The 19698-nt window shown below is 72.1% G+C and carries 19 protein-coding genes; 2 read left to right on the top strand and 17 right to left on the bottom strand.

Annotated elements, in window-relative coordinates; translation table 11 throughout:
• Nucleotides 1-16: 16 nt before the first annotated feature.
• The 5 genes from LUW87_RS07175 to LUW87_RS07155 are packed head-to-tail and all read right to left on the bottom strand — an operon-like array spanning nt 17 to nt 4935.
• The gene (locus LUW87_RS07175) at nt 17-1192 is read right to left on the bottom strand and encodes a lipid-transfer protein (RefSeq protein ID WP_232670442.1); all 1176 of its coding nucleotides are present in this window, start codon (nt 1190-1192) and stop codon (nt 17-19) included.
• Complete coding sequence (locus tag LUW87_RS07170; protein WP_232670441.1) at nt 1189-1629, bottom strand: MaoC family dehydratase; 441 nt, start codon at nt 1627-1629, stop codon at nt 1189-1191. Before LUW87_RS07170 ends, LUW87_RS07175 begins: the two co-directional genes overlap by 4 nt.
• On the bottom strand, nt 1626-2768 hold the full coding sequence (locus LUW87_RS07165; RefSeq protein ID WP_232670440.1) for an acyl-CoA dehydrogenase family protein: 1143 nt from the start codon (nt 2766-2768) through the stop codon (nt 1626-1628). Before LUW87_RS07165 ends, LUW87_RS07170 begins: the two co-directional genes overlap by 4 nt.
• Nucleotides 2768-3736 (bottom strand): bifunctional MaoC family dehydratase N-terminal/OB-fold nucleic acid binding domain-containing protein, encoded by a 969-nt coding sequence (locus LUW87_RS07160; protein WP_232670439.1) that lies wholly within the window; start codon nt 3734-3736, stop codon nt 2768-2770. The genes LUW87_RS07165 and LUW87_RS07160 overlap by 1 nt, the downstream gene beginning before the upstream one ends.
• A complete protein-coding gene (locus LUW87_RS07155) occupies nt 3733-4935 on the bottom strand; it encodes an acyl-CoA dehydrogenase family protein (RefSeq protein ID WP_232670438.1) in 1203 nt (400 codons plus the stop codon). Before LUW87_RS07155 ends, LUW87_RS07160 begins: the two co-directional genes overlap by 4 nt.
• A gap of 221 nt (nt 4936-5156) precedes the next feature.
• On the opposite strand from LUW87_RS07155, the gene LUW87_RS07150 reads away from it, so the two are divergent.
• On the top strand, nt 5157-5651 hold the full coding sequence (locus LUW87_RS07150; RefSeq protein ID WP_283251000.1) for a MaoC family dehydratase: 495 nt from the start codon (nt 5157-5159) through the stop codon (nt 5649-5651).
• Complete coding sequence (locus LUW87_RS07145) at nt 5648-6097, top strand: MaoC/PaaZ C-terminal domain-containing protein (RefSeq protein ID WP_232670436.1); 450 nt, start codon at nt 5648-5650, stop codon at nt 6095-6097. Before LUW87_RS07150 ends, LUW87_RS07145 begins: the two co-directional genes overlap by 4 nt.
• A 19-nt stretch (nt 6098-6116) precedes the next feature.
• Here the strand turns inward: LUW87_RS07145 and LUW87_RS07140 are convergent, their stop codons facing one another.
• From LUW87_RS07140 to LUW87_RS07085, 12 genes are all read right to left on the bottom strand, one after another.
• Complete coding sequence (locus LUW87_RS07140; protein WP_346742425.1) at nt 6117-7754, bottom strand: acyl-CoA dehydrogenase family protein; 1638 nt, start codon at nt 7752-7754, stop codon at nt 6117-6119.
• 102 nt (nt 7755-7856) lie between these two features.
• Nucleotides 7857-8330: a PaaI family thioesterase gene (locus LUW87_RS07135; protein WP_232670434.1), complete on the bottom strand. Its 474-nt coding sequence runs from the start codon at nt 8328-8330 to the stop codon at nt 7857-7859.
• Between the two features lie 7 nt (nt 8331-8337).
• A complete protein-coding gene (locus tag LUW87_RS07130) occupies nt 8338-9774 on the bottom strand; it encodes an extracellular solute-binding protein (protein ID WP_232670432.1) in 1437 nt (478 codons plus the stop codon).
• A 48-nt stretch (nt 9775-9822) separates the two neighbouring features.
• Complete coding sequence (locus tag LUW87_RS07125) at nt 9823-11280, bottom strand: extracellular solute-binding protein (RefSeq protein WP_232670431.1); 1458 nt, start codon at nt 11278-11280, stop codon at nt 9823-9825.
• Between the two features lie 93 nt (nt 11281-11373).
• Nucleotides 11374-12210: a carbohydrate ABC transporter permease gene (locus LUW87_RS07120; protein ID WP_232670429.1), complete on the bottom strand. Its 837-nt coding sequence runs from the start codon at nt 12208-12210 to the stop codon at nt 11374-11376.
• Nucleotides 12200-13171 carry a carbohydrate ABC transporter permease gene (locus LUW87_RS07115; protein ID WP_232670428.1) on the bottom strand — a complete coding sequence of 324 codons (972 nt, stop codon included), beginning with the start codon at nt 13169-13171 and terminating at the stop codon, nt 12200-12202. Before LUW87_RS07115 ends, LUW87_RS07120 begins: the two co-directional genes overlap by 11 nt.
• Entirely contained in the window at nt 13168-14277 is a 1110-nt protein-coding gene (locus LUW87_RS07110; protein WP_232670427.1) for an ABC transporter ATP-binding protein, read from the bottom strand. Before LUW87_RS07110 ends, LUW87_RS07115 begins: the two co-directional genes overlap by 4 nt.
• Nucleotides 14278-14449: 172 nt before the next feature.
• Nucleotides 14450-15208 (bottom strand): FGGY family carbohydrate kinase, encoded by a 759-nt coding sequence (locus LUW87_RS07105; RefSeq protein ID WP_232670426.1) that lies wholly within the window; start codon nt 15206-15208, stop codon nt 14450-14452.
• A gap of 46 nt (nt 15209-15254) precedes the next feature.
• A complete protein-coding gene (locus tag LUW87_RS07100) occupies nt 15255-16370 on the bottom strand; it encodes a hypothetical protein (RefSeq protein WP_232670425.1) in 1116 nt (371 codons plus the stop codon).
• 134 nt (nt 16371-16504) lie between these two features.
• Nucleotides 16505-17164 carry a 3'-5' exonuclease gene (locus LUW87_RS07095; protein WP_232670424.1) on the bottom strand — a complete coding sequence of 220 codons (660 nt, stop codon included), beginning with the start codon at nt 17162-17164 and terminating at the stop codon, nt 16505-16507.
• A gap of 67 nt (nt 17165-17231) precedes the next feature.
• Complete coding sequence (phoH2, locus tag LUW87_RS19135; RefSeq protein ID WP_232670423.1) at nt 17232-18557, bottom strand: RNA 5'-3' helicase PhoH2; 1326 nt, start codon at nt 18555-18557, stop codon at nt 17232-17234.
• A 358-nt stretch (nt 18558-18915) separates the two neighbouring features.
• Complete coding sequence (locus tag LUW87_RS07085) at nt 18916-19623, bottom strand: DUF429 domain-containing protein (RefSeq protein ID WP_232670422.1); 708 nt, start codon at nt 19621-19623, stop codon at nt 18916-18918.
• Between the last annotated feature and the right edge of the window lie 75 nt (nt 19624-19698).

Raw genomic sequence — 19698 nt, 5'->3', positions numbered from 1 at the left:
GTGCTGGTGTTCGTGCTCAGTGGTCGCGACCGAGGACGAGCCCGCTGGTGGGCACCCCCGTCCCCCCGGTCACCAGCACGTGGTCGACGTCGTCGACCTGGTTCACCGAGGTGCCGCGCACCTGGCGCACCCCTTCGGCGATGCCGTTCATGCCGTGCAGGTAGGCCTCGCCCAGCTGGCCGCCGTGGGTGTTGACCGGCAGGCCGCCGCCGATCTCGATGTTGCCGTCGCGGATGAAGTCCTTGGCCTCGCCCCTCCCGCAGAACCCGAACTCCTCGAGCTGGGTGAGCACGAACGGGGTGAAGTGGTCGTAGATGATCGCGGTCTGGATGTCGGCGGGGCCGAGCCCGGAGTCGGCCCACAGCTGGCGAGCGACGAGGCCCATCTCGGGCAGGCCGGTGATGTCGTCGGCGTAGTACGACGTCATCATCTGGGTGCTGGTCGTAGCCCCCTGTGCCACCGCTCGCACGACGGCGGGGGGATGGGGCAGGTCACGGGCCCGCTCGGCGCTCACGATCACGAGCGCCTGGCCGCCGTCGGTCTCCTGGCAGCAGTCGAGCAGGTGGAGGGGCTCGGCGATCCAACGGCTGTTCTGGTGGTCCTCGAGCGTGATGGGCTGCTCGTAGAACCACGCCTTGGGGTTGGTGGCGGCGTGCTTGCGGTCGGCGACCGCCACCCGCCCGAAGTCCTCGCTGGTGGCGCCGTAGGCGTGCATGTAGCGCCGTGCGCTCATGGCCACCCACTGTGCGGGGGTGAGCAGGCCGTAGGGGGCGTACCAGGAGAACTGGGCGCCCTCGGCGGTGGGGGCGGTGCCGAGATCCTGGACGCCGGCGCCGAAGCGCCGGCCCGACCGTTCGTTGAAGGCGCGGTAGCAGACCACGACGTCGGCGACCCCGGTGGCGACGGCCATCGCCGCCTGGTGCACGGTGGCGGCCGGGGCGCCGCCGCCGTAGTGGATGCGGCTGAACAGCGTGAGCTCACCCATGCCGAGGTTGCGGGCCACCTCGATCTCGGGGTTCGTCTCCATCGTGTACGTGACGAGGCCTTGGACCTCCGAGGGGGTGATGCCGGCGTCGTCGAGGGCGTCGCGGACCGCCTCGCAGGCCAGCTGCAGCTCGCTGCGTCCGGAGTCCTTGGAGAACTCGGTGGCGCCGATGCCGGCGATGGCGGCGGTGCCGCTCAAGGTGCTCACTGGTCGCCTCCGGGGAGCTCGACGGTGACAGTGCCGGTGACGTGGTCGCCCAGCTGGTTGCGTCCCCGGATGGCGACGTCGACGCAGGTGCCCTCGACGGCGGTGACCCGACCGCTGAGCACCATGGTGTCTCCTGCGTAGTTGGGGACACCCAGACGCACGGCGACCTTGCGCAGGCGGGCTCGCGGGCCGGCCCAGTCGGTGACGAACCGGCCCACCAACCCGTTGCTGGTGAGGATGTTGGTGAAGATGTCGGCCGAGCCCTTGGCCTGGGCCAGCTCGTGGTCGTGGTGCACGTCCTGGTAGTCGCGCGACGCGATGGCGGCGCTGATGATGAACGTGCGACTGAGGGGGACGGAGAGCTCGGGGAGCTCGTCGTCCACCGCGACCTGGTCGGCCCGGAGCGACGGCGGCAGGGTGACGGACGGGTCGGTCATCGGCGGGCCTCCTGGGTGGCTCGGGCCCCGGTCGCGATCGCCTCGCCGAGGCGGGCCAGATCGCTGCTCGGGGTCCCGAGGGTGAGCTCGAGCTGCTTGGCCCACAGGAAGTAGCGGTGGACCGGGTAGTCGACGTCGGCGCCGAGCCCGCCGTGGAGGTGCTGCACGGCGTGCACGACCCGCTGGCCCCCGTCGGCGGCCCACCAGCGGGCGGTCAGCACGGCGGTGGCCACCTCGTGGGGATCGGGATCGGGCTGCTCGGCCAGCCAGGCCGCCTGCCAGAGGGTGGCCCGCATGGCCTCGACGTCGATGTAGGCGTCGGCGGCGCGGTGGGCGGTGCTCTGGAAGCTCGACAGCGGCCGGCCGAACTGCTCTCGCTCGGAGGTGTAGGCGGCGGCTCGGCGGAGGGCCTCCTCGGCCACGCCGAGGGTGACCGCGCTCAGCGCCAGCATGAGCCGCTGGGCCAGCCAGGTGACGTCGCCGGTGTCGAGGCCGCCGAGGGGCTCGGCGGGGGCCGAGGCGAGGGTGACGTGGCCGTGGGGCCGGCGGTCGGTGGTGACCACCGCCTCGATGGTCACGCCGGGGTCCGACGGGTCGACGAGGAAGAGCCCGCTGTCCGGGGAACCGTCGATGCCGGCACCCACCACCAGCAGGCGGCACTCGGCGGCCGCGGCCACGGCGGGGAGCCAGCCGTCGAGCTGCCAGACCTCGCCGTGACGGGTGGCGGTCACCTGGGGGTGCTCCCATCGGGCCCCGGCCGGCTGGTCGAGGGCGACGGCGAGGGGTCGATCCCCGCTGACGACGCCCGGCAGCCACCGCGCCCGCTGGTCGGGGGTGCCGAGGCGATCGATGGCCGCCGAAGCGACGAGCGTCGTGGCCAGCGGGACCGGCGCCAGCGCTCGTCCCTGCTCCTCGAGCAGGCGACAGACACAGATGAGGTCGCCGCCGCTGCCCCCGACGTCGTCGGCCAGGCCGACGCCGATGAGGCCCGCCTCGGCGAGGGTGGACCAGAGGTCGTGGTCGGTGCGGCCGCCCTCGGCCTCGGCGGCCTTGAGGCGGTCGAGGTCGACCTCGCCACCGAACACCTGAGCGGCGAGCTGGGCGACCGCCTCGTGCTCCTCACCGAAGGAGAAGTCCATCAGGCACCGTCCTGGGCGGGGTCGGGAGCGAACTGCGGGAGGACCAGTCCGTCGCCGAAGTCCTCGAAGCGCACCGCCACCGCCATGCCGATCGTGACGTCTTCCGGCGCCACGCCGACGATGTTGGACACCACGCGGGTGCCCTCCTCCAGCTCGACGAGGGCGACCGCCAACGGGTAGTCGAACGACGGGATCTGGGGGTGGTGGTTGACCACGAAACTGTGGACGGTGCCGCGGCCGCTGGACTCGACGGTGTCCCACTCGGTGGACCGGCACTGCGGACACATGGGCCCGGGCGGGTGTCGCAGGGAGCCGCACGCCGAGCAGCGCTGGATCAGCAGCTTGCCCTGCTCGGCCCCCTCGAAGAAGAAGGCGTTGTCGCGGTTGACGGCCGGGCGGGGGCGAGGGGGCCGGGCCGCCACCTCGGCTTCGGGCTCGGGTCGGGGTCGTGGGGCGAAGCGCAGGAGGCGCCACAACTGGGTGCCGACCACCTCGCCGTCGGCGTCGGTGAAGGTCATCCGGGTGGTGATGAAGTGCCCTCGCCCGAGAGCGGTGTCCTTCTCGTCGGACACCGACTCGATCACCTCACGCATGGAGACGCGGTCGCCGGGGCGCAACTCGCGCTCGTAGGTCTGCTCGCAGTTGGTGGCCACCACCGAGGTGAAGCCGGCCTCGTCGAGCACGGCGAACAGCTCGCCGCGCCCCGATGGGCGCGGGTCGGGCCGCTGGCTCGCCGCCAGACCGCGCATGGTCCAGGCCTGCAGCATGGTCGGGGGGGCCACGACGCCGTCGCGGCCGGTGGCCCGGGCGGCGTCGTCGTCGACGTACACCGGGTTGGCGTCGCCCATGGCCTCGACCCACTGGCGGATCGCCGTCTGGGTGACGGGGTCGAGCGCCTGCTCGCGAGGAGAGGCGTCGCGGCCCTCGAAGGCCGAGAGCCGTTCACGAAGGGACGGGCCGGTGCTCATGGCTTCTCCTGACGCCGGGCGGTGCGGGTCATGCCCAGGCCGGCATAGGCGACGATGTCGCGCTGCACGTCGTTGACCCCGCCACCGAAGGTGTTGATCTGGGCGGCTCGGGCGCCCTGCTCGGCCTCGCCGCGCAGCACCGCCGCCGGTTCACCCGGTCGGATGGTGCCCTGGCCTCCGAGGATGCCGAGGAGCAGCCGGTAGACCTCGACCTGGCACTCGGTGCCGTAGACCTTCGAGGCCGACGAGTCGGCGGCGGTGAGGTCGCCGCTGGCCACCGCGGCGGCCATCTTCCAGTTGAGCAGCTTCATCGCCTCGAGCCGGGCGTGGCACCGGGCCAGGTCGGTCTGCACCCAGGGCTGGTCGATGAGGTGCTCGGACCCCTTGGGGCCGGCCGGTGTGGTGGCGCACCAGGCCACCACGTCGGCGTAGAGCTGCTCGACCCGTCCGCCGAGGGCGGCCAGACCGACCCGTTCGTGGTTGAGCTGGTTGGTGATGAGACGCCACCCACCGTTCACCTCGCCGACCACGTTGTCGACGGGGACGCGGATGCCGTCGTAGAAGGTGACGGTGGTGTCGGTGTCGCCGACCGTGTGGATCGGCGTGACCGAGAAGCCGGGCGCCGACGTGGGCACGATGATGATGGAGATGCCCTTGTGCTTGGGAGCGTCGACGTCGGTGCGACAAGCGAGCCACACGTAGTCGGCGCGGTCGGCGCCGCTGGTGAAGACCTTGTTGCCGTCGATGACCCACTCGTCGCCGTCTCGCACCGCCCGGGTGCGCAGGTTGGCCAGGTCGGTGCCGGCTTCGGGTTCGGTGTAGCCGATGGCGAAGTTGATCTCGCCGTTCAGGATCCCGGGCAGGTAGGTGTCCTTCTGGGCCTGGGAGCCGTACTGCATCAGCGTGGGGCCCACGGTGTTGACCGTGACGAAGGGGAAGGGTGCGCCGGCGCGCTGGACCTCGTCGAAGAACACGAACTGCTCGAGGCCGGTGAGGCCCCGGCCGCCGTACTCGACGGGCCAGCCCACCCCCAGCCACCCGTCGGCTCCCATGCGCCGCATGACGTTGCGGGCGGTGTTGCCGCTCTCGGCCGACTCCGCCCGCAGAGCGGCCCGGATCTCGGGGGTCATCAGGTCGGTGAAGTACTGGCGCAGCTCGGCGCGCAGCGCCTGCTGCTCGGGTGTGTAGCGGTAGTGCATGCCGTCCCCCTGCTCACGAGCAGGTCATGGCCCGCCCGACACCAGGGAACCAGAAAATCAGACACGTGTCCAGGTCTGACGCACGCCAGGGGGCGACCGTCGGGGCGTGCCCACGTGTTACAACGTGGGCTCGCACAGCTCGACGAGGGGGTCGCGTGGGGACAGAACAGGACGGGTCGGACCGTTTCCGGAAGCGTCTCGACGCCCTCATCGGCCAGCCCATGGGGGCCGGTGGCCCCTCGGTGGCGCCCGATCCGGTCAACCAACCGATGATCCGGCACTGGGCCGCCGCCTTCGAGGACGCCAACCCCGTGTACACCGACCCCGACGCGGCGGCTGCGTCACGCTTCGGCGAGATCGTGGCCCCGCCCACGATGCTGCAGACGTGGACCATGGCCACTCCCCGCATCACGGGCCTGCGCGAACGGGGCGGTGCCCCGACCGAGGTGTCGGGCGAGAGTCCGCTGTCGGTGCTCGACGATGCCGGCTTCACGGGGACGTTGGCCTCGAACTCCGAGTTCGAGATCGAGCGGTACGTCCGCCTCGGGGAGGTGCTCACCGCCGAGACGGCGATGGAGTCGATCTCCGAGGAGAAGTCCACCCGCCTCGGCGCCGGCCATTTCGTGACGTGGGTCAGCACCTACCGCGACGAGGCCGGCGAGGTGGTGGGGCGTCAACGCTTCCGGGTGCTCAAGTTCCGGCCGGCGGCGTCATGAGCGCCCTGCCCTCCACCCTCGACTGGTACCGCGTCGCCGTGGGCGACGAGCTGACCCCGATGGTCGTCGACGTCACCGCCAGCGTGGTGGTGGCCGGAGCCCTGGCCACCCGCGACTTCATGCCCGTGCACCACGACCGCGACTTCGCCAACGCCCAAGGTGCCCCCGACATCTTCATGAACATCTTGTCCACCAACGCCTACTGCACCCGGTTCCTCACCGACTGGGCCGGACCCGACGCCATGCTGCGACGGCTGTCCGTCCGCCTGGGCGTGCCGGTGATGCCGGGCTCCACGCTCACCTTCAGCGGTGCGGTGACCGGCACCGGCACCGACGGCGACGACGGCCTGGTGGAGATCGCCTTCCGGGCCACCAACGACCTCGGTGACCACGTGACGGGCACCGCCGAGCTGGGGATCCCCCTGGCCCGATCGCGAGCGTCCTGACGGCGACGGGCGCGGCGCCTCAGACGAGTGCGGGGCGGGCCCGGTCCAGCACCGCTCGCAGATCGAGACCGGTGGGGAGGTTCCCGAACGCGTGGCCGGGCGCGCCGTCGAGGCGAGACGCACAGAAGGCGTCGGCCACCGGCTCCGGGGCGTGGCGCACCAGCAACGACGCCTGGAACACCGTCGCCATGCGCTCGACCAGACGGCGGGCCCGCAGCTCGATCTGGTCGGCGTCGGCCAGCTCGTCGCGCAGCGCCGTCGCCGCCGCATCGAGCCGCGTGTCCGCTCCGGCCGCCAGGGCGACCTCGTCCCAGTAGGCGTCGAGGACCTCGGGAGCACGCGCCATGGCCCGCAGCACGTCGAGGCAGATCACGTTGCCCGACCCCTCCCACACGCCGTTCACGGGGCTCTGGCGGTAGAGGCGGGGGAGCCCGGACTCCTCGACGAATCCGGCCCCGCCCAGGCACTCCAGGGCCTCGGCGGCGTGTTGGGGGGCCCTCTTGCAGGTCCAGTACTTGAGCACCGGGGTGAGCAGCCGCTTCAGCCGCGCCTCGTGCTCGTCGTCCGGGTCGGCGTCGAACGCCCGAGCGAGGCGCAGGACGGTGGCGGTGGCCGCCTCGGACTCGACGGCGAGGTCGGCCAGCACGTTGGCCATGAGCGGGTGGTCGTCGAGCCGGGCACCGAAGGCCCGACGGTGGTGGGCGTGCCACGAGGCCTGGGCCACCCCCTGGCGCATGATGGCGGCGGACCCCAGGGTGCAGTCCAGCCGGGTGTGGCTGACCATCTCGATGATCGTGCGCACCCCCTGGCCTTCGTCGCCGACGCGTCGGGCCCAGGTGTCGAGCAGCTCGATCTCGCTCGAGGCGTTGGCCCGGTCGCCCAGCTTGTCCTTCAGCCGCTGCAGGGCGATGAGGTTGCGGGTGCCGTCCGGGCACCACCGGGGCACCCAGAAGCAGGTGAGGCCACCGGGGGCCTGGGCCAGCATCAAGAAGCCATCGGACATGGGCGCCGAGCAGAACCACTTGTGGCCGGTGAGCAGGTACTCGTGGCCAGAGGGGCCGAGCGGGACAGCGGTGGTGGTGTTGGCCCGCACGTCGGATCCGCCCTGCTTCTCGGTCATGGCCATGCCGGCGGTGGCCCCGGTCTTCTCTCCCGCCGGCCGGTCGGCCGGGTCGTAGCGGCGTGACACCAGGCGAGGCTCCCATTCGCCGGCTGTCGCCGGGTCGTGGCGCAGCGCAGGGATGACCGAGTAGGTCATGGAGATGGGGCAGATGTGGCCGCCGTCGACCTGATACCAGGTGATGACCTTGGCCGCCCTGGCCACGTGGGCCCCGGAGCGCTCGTCGGACCACGGTGCCGCGTGCAGCCCGTGCTCGACGGCGGTGCGCATGAGCCAGTGGTAGGCGGGGTGGTAGTCGACGGCGTCGATGCGATGGCCGTACCGGTCGTGGGTGCGCAGCGCCGGAGGGTTCTCCTCGGCTCGGCGGCCCTGCTCCTGGGCCTCCTCGCTTCCGGCCAGCCGGCCGAGGGCGGCGAGCTCGTCGGCCACCCAAGTGGCCCCTTCGCGCCGGACGCCGTCGCTGAGGGCGACGTCGGCCCCGGCGACGTCGTAGCCGGCCAGGGGTGGGACCTGGTTGGTGACCTCGTGGGTTCGCAGCACGGCGCTCATGCCGCGGAGCGTAGGACTGCTCCGCCGTCGCTGTCCCTCGCCGAGGAGCCGGGCCGACCCCGAGCCGAGCCTCCCCGGCGGCAGTCCCGTTCAGCCGGCGGGGGCGCGCACCTTGTAGACGACGCTGGCGGTGGCGACCGGCTCGCCGTCGGCCCCGCGGGCGCTGGCCTCGCAGAACACGATCGAGCGCCCGCGCTTGGTGACCCAGCCCTCGGCGACGCAGTCCTGGCCGCGGACCGCCCCGAGGTACGAGATGTTCATGGAGAGCGTCAGCATCTCGGGGACCGCTTCGAAGGGCCACCCCACCGCCGGGACCACCACCGTGTCGAGCAGACCGGCGATGGCGCCACCGTGCACCACCCCGGCGGGTTGGCGCAGCTCGGGGCGGTAGGGGAGGCGCATGCGGGCGTAGTCGGCGCGCAGCTCCTCGAGCCGGAGGCCCAGGACGTCCCAGAACAGCGTGTCGTCCCACTGGCCGAAGCGGCTCCAGCGGGCGTGGGCGGCGGCTTCCATCGGCCCGAAGCGCACGGCGTTCGGGGCGGTCGGGTCGGTCGGTGCGGTCATCGTCGTCTCAGAAGCCTTCGTCGCGGTAGCGCTGGAAGGCGGCATCGAGCTCGTCCTGCATCAGCTGCAGGGCCTCCTGCGGGCTGCGGCCGTCGACGGCGAGGGCCTCGAGGCCCTCGCGGATGGCCAGACGGGCCTCGGTGTAGGGGCCGATGAGCGGACCCGGGAAGGTCGGGTCGATGCCGTCGACGAGCATCTCGTTGGCGGTGGCCAGCCAGCGGCCCGACAACGTGGTCGACCACTCTGCGGCGATGCGGGGATCGTCGACCGCCGAGCGTAGGAACGGCAGGTACGAGCCGCCCAGGTTGAGCTGGACCTGGGCCTCGTTGCCGTTGAGGAACTTCATGAACTCCCAGGTGGCGGCCTGCACCTCGGGTGGGCTGGTGTTGACCATGTACCAGGCGGCGCCACCGACCTGTCCCCGCCCGCCGGCGTCGATGCCGGCGAAGGGGCCGGCGCCGATGTCGAGCCCGGAGAGGTCGGTGGGCTCGTCGGCGTCGGCGTCGACCTCGGCCAGGTCGAGGTCGCCCTCGAGGAAGGCGGCGATGGACGTGGCCGCGCTGGAGGACTCGACGGTGAACGATGCGTTCTGGCTGGCCAGGGCCAGGTACTGGTCGATGCCGCCCTCGGCATAGGGCAGGGCCTGGAGCAGGCCGTCGGCTTGCATGTCGGCGATCCAACCCAGCAGCTCGGTGGCGGTGTCGTTGTCGGCGAGGGCCGCGGCGGTGGCACCGCCCTCGCCCCGGCCGTTGCCGTTGTCGACCACCGGGGCCCCGGCGCCGGTGAGCCAGAACTCGATGATCCACGGCGAGAGCGACAGCACCATCGGGGTGGTGGTGACCCCGGCGGCTTGGATGGCCTCGGCGGCGGCGCGGAGCTCGTCGAGGGTCGCGGGCGGGTCGTCGGGATCGAGCCCGGCACGCCGGAAGTGGTTCTTGTTGTAGTAGGTCAGCGCCGTGCCGAGGTTGGCCGACCCCGGGTAGAAGGCCCCGTCGACCGTGTAGTAGTCGACCGCGGTGGTGAGGAACTGCGACAGCGCGTAGTCGTCGACGTCGGCGCAGCTCTGGGCGGGCAGGACGACCCCGGAGTCGGCCATGAACTGGGTGGAGGTGTCGTCGACCACCAGAGCAGCCGGGAGCTGGCGGGTGGGGATGGCCTGGGTGAACTTGCGCACCAGTTCTTCGTAGCTGGAGCCCTGGCTCTCGAGCACGACCTCCACGTCGTCCTGTGAGTCGTTGTACTCGGCGACCAGCGCCTCGAGGGTGCGCTCGGTCTCGGCCAGCTGCGAGTGCCACACCACGATCTCGACCGGTCCGGTGGCCGTCTCGAGGGCGTCGAGGGGGCACTCGGGCAGGGCGGCGTCGACACCGCCGCCCCGGTCGTCGTCGGTGCCGCCGCCGCAGGCGGCGATCAGCAATGTGGCGGCGACCGCGGTGGCGGCCACGGCACGACGACGACGGGGCATGGGGACCTCGCGGTGGTGTGGGCCTCGCTACAGCGAGGCGTTGTAGTCCTGGAGGGCCTGGGTGGTCTGCTCGGCGGCCTGGGTGATGGCGGTCGCCGGGTCGGCGCCCTGGAAGGCCACCGCGGCCATGGCGTCACGCATGGCGATGCGGAACTTGTCGTACGGGCCGATGAGCGCACCGGTGAAGTCGGGGTCGCCGTCCTGGAGTTGCTCGTAGGCGATGCTCAGCCACTTGCCGGCCAGCTCGTCGCTCCAGAAGGCCTGCACGCGGGGATCCTCGGCGGCGGCGTCGAGGAACGGCAGGTACGAGCCTTCGATGTTCCAGGTGACCTGTTGGTCGACCTCGTTCCACCACTTCATGAAGTCCCACGACGCCGAGATCTGCTCGTCGGTGGAGGTGCTCATCATCCAGAAGCCGTTGCCGCCGATCTGGGCCTGGCCGGGCTCGGTGAGGCCGAAGACCTGCCCGGCGCCGATGTCGAGGGCCTCGGCGTCGGCGTCGGCCGCACCGCGGCCCAGCTCGGCCGCCACCGACGTGTCGCCACCGAGGAAGGCCACCACCGAGGTGGCGGCGGTGGAGGTCTCGATGGTGATCGAGGCGTTCTGGTTGGCCATGGCCAGGTAGTGGTCGAAGTTGCCGTCCGTGGCCTGGACCGGGGTCATGAGCCCGTCGTCGATCATCGACTTGATCCAGTCGAAGATCTCCTGGGTGACCTCGGTGTCGAAGGTGGCCTCGGTGGTCTCGTCGGGTCCGTAGCCGTTGTCGTTGTCGACCATGGTCTGCTGGTCGCCGGTGAGCTGGGTCTCCACGAACCAGGCGTCCATCTTGAGCACGACAGGGGTCTCGGTGATGCCGGCGGCCTTGATGGTCTCGGCGACCTCGCGCACCTCGGCCAGCGTGGCCGGCACCGTCTCCGGGTCGAGGTCGGCTCGGCGGAAGTGGTTCTTGTTGTAGTAGGTCAGCAGGTTCGACAGGCTCGCCGAACCGGGCCACATGGCCCCGCCGACCGTGTAGTGGTTGACGGCCGCCTCGGCGAAGCCGTCGGTGGAGAGCCCGTCGGCGTCGAAGCAGGACTGGGCCGGGAACACGGTGTCGCTGTCGATCAGGAAGCGGGTGGCGGTGTCCTCGGCGACGAGCATGTCGGGCAGGTTCCGCGACGGGATGCCCTGCTCGTACTTGCGCAGGAGCTCGTCGTAGGAGACGCCCTGCAGCTCGGCGGTGACGCGCACCTGGTCCTGGGAGGCGTTGTAGGCCGCCACCTGGGCTTCGAAGGTGTCGCCGGCCTTGCCGCTGAGCTGGTACCAGACGGTGACGTCGACGGGGCCGGCGGCCGAGTCGAGGGCGCCCACCGGGCACTCGGGGAGCTCGACGTCCTCGGTGGCGGGCCGGCCGGCGGAGTTGTCGCCGCTGTCGCTGCTGCCGCAGCCGGCGGCGAGGAGGGCGGCGGCGAGCAGACCGCCGACGATACGGGTGGACCTGGGCATGCGGTGACTCCTGGAGGCGAGGGTGACGAGGGGATGCATCGGCAGGTTGGGGGGACGGATGAAGGAGGTGTGCGGGGGGAGGGTCGGTCGGGTTCAGCCCTTGACGGCGCCGGCGGTGAGGCCCCGCACGAGCTGGCGCTGCAGGAAGACCAACAGCAACAAGATGGGCAGGGCGGCGATCAGGGCGGCGGCGAAGCCGAGGTTGTTCTGGTCGACCGTGGAGGCCTGCACCGACTTGAGGCCGATCTGGATGGTCTCCCAGTCGCCTTCGGTGACCACGGCTCGCGGCCAGGTGTACTGGTTCCACGCGGCGAGGAAGGCGATCACCGCGAACGAGGCGACGATGGGCTTGGTGACGGGGATGGCTACTCGTCGGAGAAAGGCCAGGTGGCCGAAGCCGTCGAGGGCGGCGGCGTCGCGCAGGTCGCGAGGGATGCCCATGAACCCCTGGCGGATGAGGAAGGTGCCGAACGCGGTGGCGAGGAACGGGCCGACCAGGCCCGGGTAGCTGTTCAGCCACTCGAAGCTGCGGATGCTCTGGACGTTGGGGATGAGCGTGACCTCGATGGGGAGCATCAGGGTGGCCATGAACACCACGAAGAGCACCCGCTTGAAGCGGAACTCGAGGAAGGCGAAGGCGTAGGCGGCCAGCACCGAGGTGAGCAGCTGGGCGGCCACGATGATGACGGTGACCACGACGCTGACCCAGATCTTGGAGCCGAAGTCGCCGACGTTCCAGGCCCGCGAGAAGACGTCCCACTGCACGTCGACCGGCCACGGCGGCTGACCGGCCTGCACGTACGCCGCCGGGGTGGACAGCGCCCGCACCAGCGTCATGTACACCGGGAACAGCACCATGACGGCGAGCGCGGTGAGGACCAGGTACCAGACCGCCTTCTTCCATGGGGTCTGCAAGGTCTCAGTTCCCATAGTGAACCCGCTTCTCGAGGATCAGGAACTGGGCGAGGGTGACGACGAGCGTGATGCCGAACAGACCGACGGCCATGACCGAGCCGGTGCCCTGATCGGAGGGCTGCTGGCTGTAGAAGATCTTGTAGACGAGCGTCTCGGTCGAGCCCACCGGCCCGCCCGCAGTGAGGATGTCGGACTGGGCGAAGGCCTGCAGGGCGAAGATGACCAGCACCACCATGAGGAACATGAGGGTGGGACTGATGAGCGGGAGGGTGACCCGGAAGAAGCGCCGGACGGGCCCGTAGCCGTCGAGGGTGGCCGCCTCCTGGATCTCCTCGGGGACCGCCTGCAGTCCGGCGAGCACGATGATGAAGGTGAGGCCGAGGTTCTGCCACACCGACGAGAGCGCCACCCCCCGCAGGGCGGTGTCGGGATCAGAGAGGCTGAAGAAGTCGATGCTGCTGAAGTAGCCGACCTGCGGGTTCAACAACACGAAGAACACCACCGAGGCCACCGCCACCGACGTGGCCACGGTGGAGGCGAAGATGGTCTGGAACACCTTGATGCCCTTGAGGTGGCGGTTGGCGGCGACCGCCAGCAGCACACCCAGCACCAACCCGAGCGGCACCGTGTAGAGGACGTACGAGGCGCTGATGCGCAGGCCCTCGGTGAACTCGTCGCCGGTGAGCACCTCGCCGAACTGGCTGAAGCCGACGTAGCGCTCGTTGGTGCCGAACCGGTTCTGCTGGTGCAGACCCAGGTAGAAGAGCCGGTAGAGCGGATAGAAGAAGAAGACGATGAACACCAGCGCCGAGGGCACCAGCAGCGCGTAGCCCAGCGCGGCGTCGGTGAACTGCCGCCGCCGGTACGCGGGCATCGGGGCGTCGTCGGGCGTGGCGGCTCCCGGTGGAGCGTCGCCCACCGTGGGCGTGTCGGTCGCCGGACCCGTGCCGGGATCGGCGTCGATGCCGCGGGTCAATTCAGCCGCTCCGTGGTCGACGGGTCGAAGAGGTGCACCTCGGCCGGGTCGGCGCCCAGGGGCAGCGACTGGCCGGCCTCGACGGGGACGTCGCCGCTGGACTGGCGTACGACGACGGGGTGGCCGGCCAGCTCGCAGGTGACGAGGCGCTCGTGGCCCAGCCACTCGACGGCGCGGACCAGCGCCCGGACGGGCCCATCGGGATCGACGACGAGGTGTTCGGGGCGAACCCCCACCACGACCTCGGTGCCCGCCGCCAGCGGCTCCGCCGACAAGGGGGCCACGGCGATGTGCTGGCCCCCGAGGTCCACGGCGGTCTCCCCACCGGTGACGACCACCCGGCCGGGGACCGTGTTCATGGGGGGCGACCCGATGAAGCGGGCCACGAAGAGGTTGTGGGGCCGTTCGTACACGGCCTGGGGCGGCCCGACCTGTTGGAGGCGGCCGTCGTTGATGACCGCGATGCGGTCCGCCATCGTCATGGCCTCGACCTGGTCGTGGGTGACGTAGACGAAGGTGGTGGCCAGGCGTTGCTGCAGCTCGACGAGCTCGAGGCGGGTCTGGGCCCGCAGCTTGGCGTCGAGGTTGGAGAGCGGCTCGTCCATCAAGAACGCCGCCGGGCGGGCCACGATGGCCCGGGCCAGCGCCACCCGCTGGCGCTGACCGCCGGAGAGGGCGCCGGGCTTGCGGCCGAGCAGGTCGGTGAGCCCGAGGGTCTTGGCGGCCTCCTCGATGCGCTCCTTGCGCTCGGCGCCGTTGAGCTTGCGGGGCTCGCCGGCGCCGTCGACGTGGAACTTGCGGGCCAGGAGGGGCGATTCGATGTTCTTGGCCACGGTCATGTGGGGGTACAGCGCGTAGCTCTGGAAGACCATGGCGATGTCGCGGTCCTTGGCCTCGACGTCGTTGACCACCCGTTCGCCGATGCGCAGCGTGCCCTCCGAGACCGTCTCGAGGCCGGCGATCATGCGCAGGGCGGTGGTCTTGCCGCAGCCGGACGGGCCGAGGAGCACCATGAACTCGCCGTCGTGGACCCGCAGCGTGAAGCGGTCGACCGCGGTGACCTCACCGAAGCGCTTGGAGACCTCTTCGAAGACGACGTCGCTCACTGGAAGCTCCTCGGGCGGGCCTGCCCCGCCGATGGGGCTCCGCCACCCCGGCGGCCCCGCGAGGACACCGGAACGAGGGAGCGACGGGGTGAGGTCGGTGGCCGCACGTTAGCCGCGGTGACACTGGCGTCAGGGTGAACGGCAGGTGACGCCACGAGGGTGCGTCGAGGGGTCACGGGGAGGGGAGGGCTCCGCCGACGTGGACCGGGAGGACGGCCGCCAGCCCGAGCTCGGATGCCGCGCTCGCGGTGAGGCCGCCGGCGGCGTCGGCGGGGACGACGAGCGTCGGCAGCACCAGGTCCCAGTCGCGGGCGTCGTCGACCACGGCCAGCAGGTCGGTGCGCCAGCGTCGGCCGGTGTGGCGGTCGAGGACGCCGGTGCCCACGGCGTCGTGGGCGCCGAGGTGGTGGTCGCCGGTGAGGCGCTGCACCAGCCAACCCGCCGGCAGGGTGAGGTGGCGGAGCCGATCCCATGCGTCGGGGTCGGATCGATGGAGCCAGGACAGCAGGGCGACGGTGGAACCAGCCCCGGGGAGGGCTCCCGTGGCGTCGTGCCACGCGTCGGAGCCACCGGCCGCGTGGCCGACGAGCCAGTCGGCGTCGGCGGCCGAGGCCTCGTGGGACCCGAGGACGGCACCACCGATGACCTCGTGGTGCGCGTCGAGCGGGACCAGCCCCCCGGGTGGATCGCCGTCGGCCACCAGGACCATCGCGATGTCGCTCGCCCCTGAACCCATCGGGGCGAGCGCATCGAGGGCGTCTCTGGTGGCGGCGATCGCGGCCCTCCACCAGGTCTCGGGGTCCTGGCCGTGGTCGGCACTGGCCGCGGGGTGGGGGGCGGACACCTCCGTGAGGGTGCTGTGGGCCGCGGTGTCGCGGACCCGCGCCGTGGTGGCGGCGGCCGACCAGGAGAGCTCGAGCACGAGGGTCATGCTGCGAGCCTTGCACGCGCTGTGCTCCCGGAGCCTCGTGCGCTGCTCAGCGGTGGGGGAGGGGCTCGCCGTCGTGGGTCGACAGCAGCGAGAGCGCGGCGGTGAGGCGGTCGTGGACCGAGCCCGGCAGGCTGCGCCCGAGAACGTCGAGCGCGACGGCTGTGGGGAGGGCGTCGCCGAGCGTCCAGCGGGCGAACATCCCTGCATCCATCCAGGACAGGGTGCAGGCGTCGAGGAGCGCGGCCGGATCGGCCCGACAGATGGCGGCGAGGCGCAGCACCTCCCACGTGACGACCCTCCCCGCGGCGCCGGTGAGATCGGCGATCTGGGCCGGCGACCATCCCCCGAGGTCGGTGCGCTGCTCGGCGAACGCGGCGGCTGTGTCGCGTCCGACCATGTGGTGGACCACGAGGTCGGCAAGGGTCACCGATCGTCCGGCACCCTCGTCCGGCTCCCCTCCGTCGACGGCGTCGAAGAGGTCGCGGGCGACGTCGTCGTCAGTCGCCCGGCGCAGCCACCGGAAGCGCTTCGCGGCTGCGGCGACGAGGTCGGGGTCGAGTTCGAGGCCGTCGAGGAGGCGGGCGAGGGGATGGCACCGGAGCACATCGGCCCACGAGAGGCTGCCGGCGAGCAGCGATGTCGAAAGGACGGCATCGAGCCAGTGGTCGACGAGCGCGGCGGCGGTGTCCCTGGGCGGTGGGGCGGTCGGGAGGCCCACGATGCGTCGACAGGCGTCGGGCACCCGGCCCGATTGGGTGGTGGTGGTCGGGCCCAGGACGATCGCCCCCTCGTTCGCCGCGGTGGGCGGGACCACCGTGACCGAGACCCCGTGGCGGCTGACCAGGTGGACGAAGCGACCGTGGCCGAGGGTGGTCGTGTCGTCGATGGCGCGCACCCTCCCGGCGCCGGTGAGGCCGACGGCCCACGCCGAGCTGGCGGCGCATCGGCCCAGCAGCCCGGCGACGGGGTCCGACGGGGGCAGGGCGTGCTCGGCGACGGGATCGGTCCCGCCGAGGTCGAGGATGTCGAGGACCTCCACGTACGTGGCCGGCCCATCGGCTTCGCGGGCGGCGAGAGCGAGGGCGATCTCCACCAGTCGTTCGCCGGGCAGGTCGGCGTCGGTGCCGGCCGGTGCGGATCGATGGTCGTGGGAGGTGGACATGGCGGGGCCTTTCGCGCAGCGTCTGTGCTGGCGAGCCGTGACCCGTCGGGGACCGGGGCCTCGCGAACCCGTACGGGAGCAGTCTGCTCGGGGGCTGCGACATCGCGGGAGCGGAGCGATGCCGGCTCGGCGGCTCAAGCCGAGCGGGTGAGACGCCGGCCGAGCAGGCGCGGCCGTCCCGATGGCAGCCCGGCGAGGAGCGCGGCGAGGAGGCCGGCCGTGGCCCGGGCGTCGACCAGGGCCCGGTGAGGGTCGACCAGGGCCACGTCGACGTGGGCGCACAACGCCGCCAGGGACCACCCGCCGGCCGGCCGGCGCACCATGCGCCGGCTGAGGTCGAGGGTGCACAACCCGCCGTCGGCGGCGGCGAGCAGGTCGGCCCCCACCCGTCGTTGTTCGGCGGCGAGGAAGGCGGCGTCGAACGCCAGGTTGTGGGCGACGACCACGGTGCCGGCCAGGAGAGGGGCGACCTGGGCGGCCACCGTGGCGAAGTCGGCCGCGCCGGCCAGGTCGGCCGCGGTGATGCCGTGCACCTCGGTGGGGCCCGGGTCGCGGCCCGGGTCCACGAGGGCCGACCACTCCCCGAGCAGCCGACCGTGGCCGTCGACGGTGACCACGGCGATCTCGATGACGCGATCTGTGGCCGGATCGAGCCCGGTGGTCTCGAGGTCGACGACCGCGAAGCGTTCGGGGTGCTGCGCTCGCCCGACACGTCGGGCTCGCAGCTGGACCAGTCCGGGCGGCAGGGCCTGGCGGCCCCGGGGGGCGCGGCGGCGGACGGAGGGCAGCGGCACCCCGTCACGGTACGCAGACGCCACGACACCAGGGTGCCGGGGCCCGAGGCTCGAGTCCCCGAGAGCGTCAGCCGTGGAGGGGCACGTCGAGGAGATCGGTGACCACGGCGGCGATCTCGCTGCGCTCGCTGCGGGTGAGGGTCACGTGGCCGAAGATCGGATGGCCGCGCAACGCCTCGATCACCGAGACGACGCCGTCGTGGCGCCCCACGCGGAGGTTGTCGCGCTGGGCCACGTCGTGGGTGAGAACCACCCGGCTGCCGACCCCGAGCCGGCTGAGCGCGGTGAGCAGCACGGGCCGCTCGAGGTTCTGGGCCTCGTCGATGATCACGAAGCTGTCGGTGAGGCTGCGGCCCCGGATGTGGGTGAGCGGGAGCACCTCGAGCAGGCCTCGGGCGTGGACCTCGTCGATGACCTCGGGCCCGGTGATGGCCTCCAGCCCGTCGAGGACAGCGGCGGCCCACGGGCTCATCTTCTCGAACTCGGAACCAGGCAGGTAGCCGAGCTCCTGGCCGCCCACGGCGAACAGCGGGCGGAAGATCACGACCCGCTTGGCCGACTGCTGCTCGAGCACGGCTTCGAGTCCGGCGGCCAGCGCGAGGACGCTCTTGCCGGTGCCGGCCGGGCCGCCCAGGGAGACGATGCCGATGCTCGGGTCGGCCAGCAGGTCGATGGCGATGCGCTGCTCCGCCGAGCGGCCGCGCACGTCGAACACACCGCGGTCCGGGCGGATGAGGTGCAGGGCCTTGTCGTCGTGCACCCGGGCCAGCGCCGACTGCGACCCGGCGTGCAGCACCACGCCGGTGTGGCACGGCAGGTCGCGGGCTCGGTCGTCCTCGAGGACGCCGTCGAGGAAGAGAGCGTCGATCTCCGGCCCGTCGACGTCGAGCTCGACCATCCCGGTCCAGCCACTGTCGTGGGCCAGCTCGTTGCGGTACTCGTCGGCCTCGAGCTCGACGATCGAGGCCTTGAGGCGCAGCGGCAGGTCCTTGGTGACCACGGTGACGGAGAGTCCCTCGTCGGCCAGGTTGCGGGCCACGGCCAGGATGCGGTGGTCGTTGCTGTCGCCGGTCAGCGACGGCGGCAGCGCCGAGGGGTCCTGGTGGTTGAGCTCGACCCGCACGGTGCCGCCCTGGTCGTTCACCGCGATGGGTGACGTGAGGTCGCCGTGGCGCACGCGGAGGTCCTCGAGGGAGCGCAGGGCCTGGCGGGCGGCCCAGCCCAGCTCGGCGTGGTGGCGCTTGGACTCCAGCTCGAGCAGGACCACGACGGGGAGCACGACGTCGTGCTCCTCGAAGCGGGCCAGCGCTCCCGGGTCGGCCAGCAGCACCGACGTGTCGAGGACGTACACCCTTCGGGCGGCGCCGTCGGTGGCGGTGGTCGGCCGGGTCACACAGCTGCCGGGACGCGTCGGGGTACGGCTCGAGTCGGTCACGGGTCTCCCACGGGGCTCGGGCACCGCGACAGACCCATCACCTCAGCGTGCTCCCGCTGGTGGCGCACCCCTGGCTGCGAGCGGCCCGGTGGTGGGTGCCGTTCGAGGTCGGGGTGGCCGTGAGATGGGCTCGGGTGCAAGACGGAGCATGCAGTGCCCATCAGACACCTTCGGGCGCCCGCCGTGGTGGATGCCGGGGGAGATGTCATCGCCCGTTCACGCGGCGGTGGCCCGCCGGTTGCGACGGGTTGGGTCCCCGGCCAGGTCGGAGGCTGCGTCGAACCGTCGACTCACCGGCGCCGCTGGGTCGATCCGCTCAGATCACGATGCGGACGGGGAGGCCTCGGTCGTCGGTGGCGCCGTCGCCCAGCACGTGGGCGGTGCCCGCCAGCCAACGCCGAGCCGTCCACGCGTTGGCGGCGGCGTCGAGCACGTCATCGGCGGCCGACCCCGTCGGCGGCCGAGCGTCCAGGGCGTCGACGGCACCGAGGTGGCGGGCCAGCAGGGCCCGGCGCTCGGCGCGGCCCGCGGCGGTGCGCTTGGAGCTGGCCAGCGGTGCGCCGGCCATGGTGGCGAAGCCCGACTCGGGGTGGGCCTCGACCAGCCGATCGCAGTCGTCGGGACGCACCGCGACGTCGAGCTCGGCCATGCGTCCCAGGAGGTTGAAGGCCTGGATGGAGATGCCCCGTCCGTCGAGGGCGCGGCCGCGACGGACCGCCTCGGCATGGTCGGGGGCATCGAGGAGCGGACGCGGCGGGGTGGGGAAGACGGTCGAGCGTCGAGCCCCCAGGCGGGCCCGGGCCTCGTCGTCGCACGCCCGACGCCCCGACGCCACCAGCCCGATGGGCATGTCGACGGCCACGGCCGACAGGTCACCCCGCCGGAGGCGGTCGAGGACCTCACCGATGTGGTCGACGACCTCGGCCTCGGCGGGCGGCCCGTGAACGGCCGGCGCGGTGACGACCACCCAGCCGGCCCGACACCCGTCGACGCCGGCGATCGGTGCTGGAGCTTCGACGGGCACCCCTCGAGTCTGCCCGATGCCTCGCCCCGGGCCGGGTGCCTCGGGAGTAGGTTTCGCTTCCACTGGACGAGAGGA

Origin of the sequence: Rhabdothermincola salaria, assembly GCF_021246445.1 — a bacterium.
Lineage (GTDB): Bacteria > Actinomycetota > Acidimicrobiia > Acidimicrobiales > Acidimicrobilacustridaceae > Rhabdothermincola_A > Rhabdothermincola_A salaria.
Note: the sequence above shows the minus strand (reverse complement) of the source record. Positions and strands in the feature narration are given on the sequence as shown.

Excerpts from the sequence above, each read along its gene's own strand:
- LUW87_RS07100 (WP_232670425.1), bottom strand. The coding sequence starts at position 16,370 with ATGTCCACCTCCCACGACCATCGATCCGCACCGGCCGGCACCGACGCC.
- LUW87_RS07105 (WP_232670426.1), bottom strand. The coding sequence starts at position 15,208 with ATGACCCTCGTGCTCGAGCTCTCCTGGTCGGCCGCCGCCACCACGGCG.
- LUW87_RS07165 (WP_232670440.1), bottom strand. The coding sequence starts at position 2,768 with ATGGACTTCTCCTTCGGTGAGGAGCACGAGGCGGTCGCCCAGCTCGCC.
- LUW87_RS07120 (WP_232670429.1), bottom strand. The coding sequence starts at position 12,210 with ATGGGAACTGAGACCTTGCAGACCCCATGGAAGAAGGCGGTCTGGTAC.
- LUW87_RS07155 (WP_232670438.1), bottom strand. The coding sequence starts at position 4,935 with ATGCACTACCGCTACACACCCGAGCAGCAGGCGCTGCGCGCCGAGCTG.
- LUW87_RS07145 (WP_232670436.1), top strand. The coding sequence starts at position 5,648 with ATGAGCGCCCTGCCCTCCACCCTCGACTGGTACCGCGTCGCCGTGGGC.
- LUW87_RS07125 (WP_232670431.1), bottom strand. The coding sequence starts at position 11,280 with ATGCCCAGGTCCACCCGTATCGTCGGCGGTCTGCTCGCCGCCGCCCTC.
- LUW87_RS07135 (WP_232670434.1), bottom strand. The coding sequence starts at position 8,330 with ATGACCGCACCGACCGACCCGACCGCCCCGAACGCCGTGCGCTTCGGG.
- LUW87_RS07170 (WP_232670441.1), bottom strand. The coding sequence starts at position 1,629 with ATGACCGACCCGTCCGTCACCCTGCCGCCGTCGCTCCGGGCCGACCAG.
- LUW87_RS07150 (WP_283251000.1), top strand. The coding sequence starts at position 5,157 with ATGGGGGCCGGTGGCCCCTCGGTGGCGCCCGATCCGGTCAACCAACCG.
- LUW87_RS07160 (WP_232670439.1), bottom strand. The coding sequence starts at position 3,736 with ATGAGCACCGGCCCGTCCCTTCGTGAACGGCTCTCGGCCTTCGAGGGC.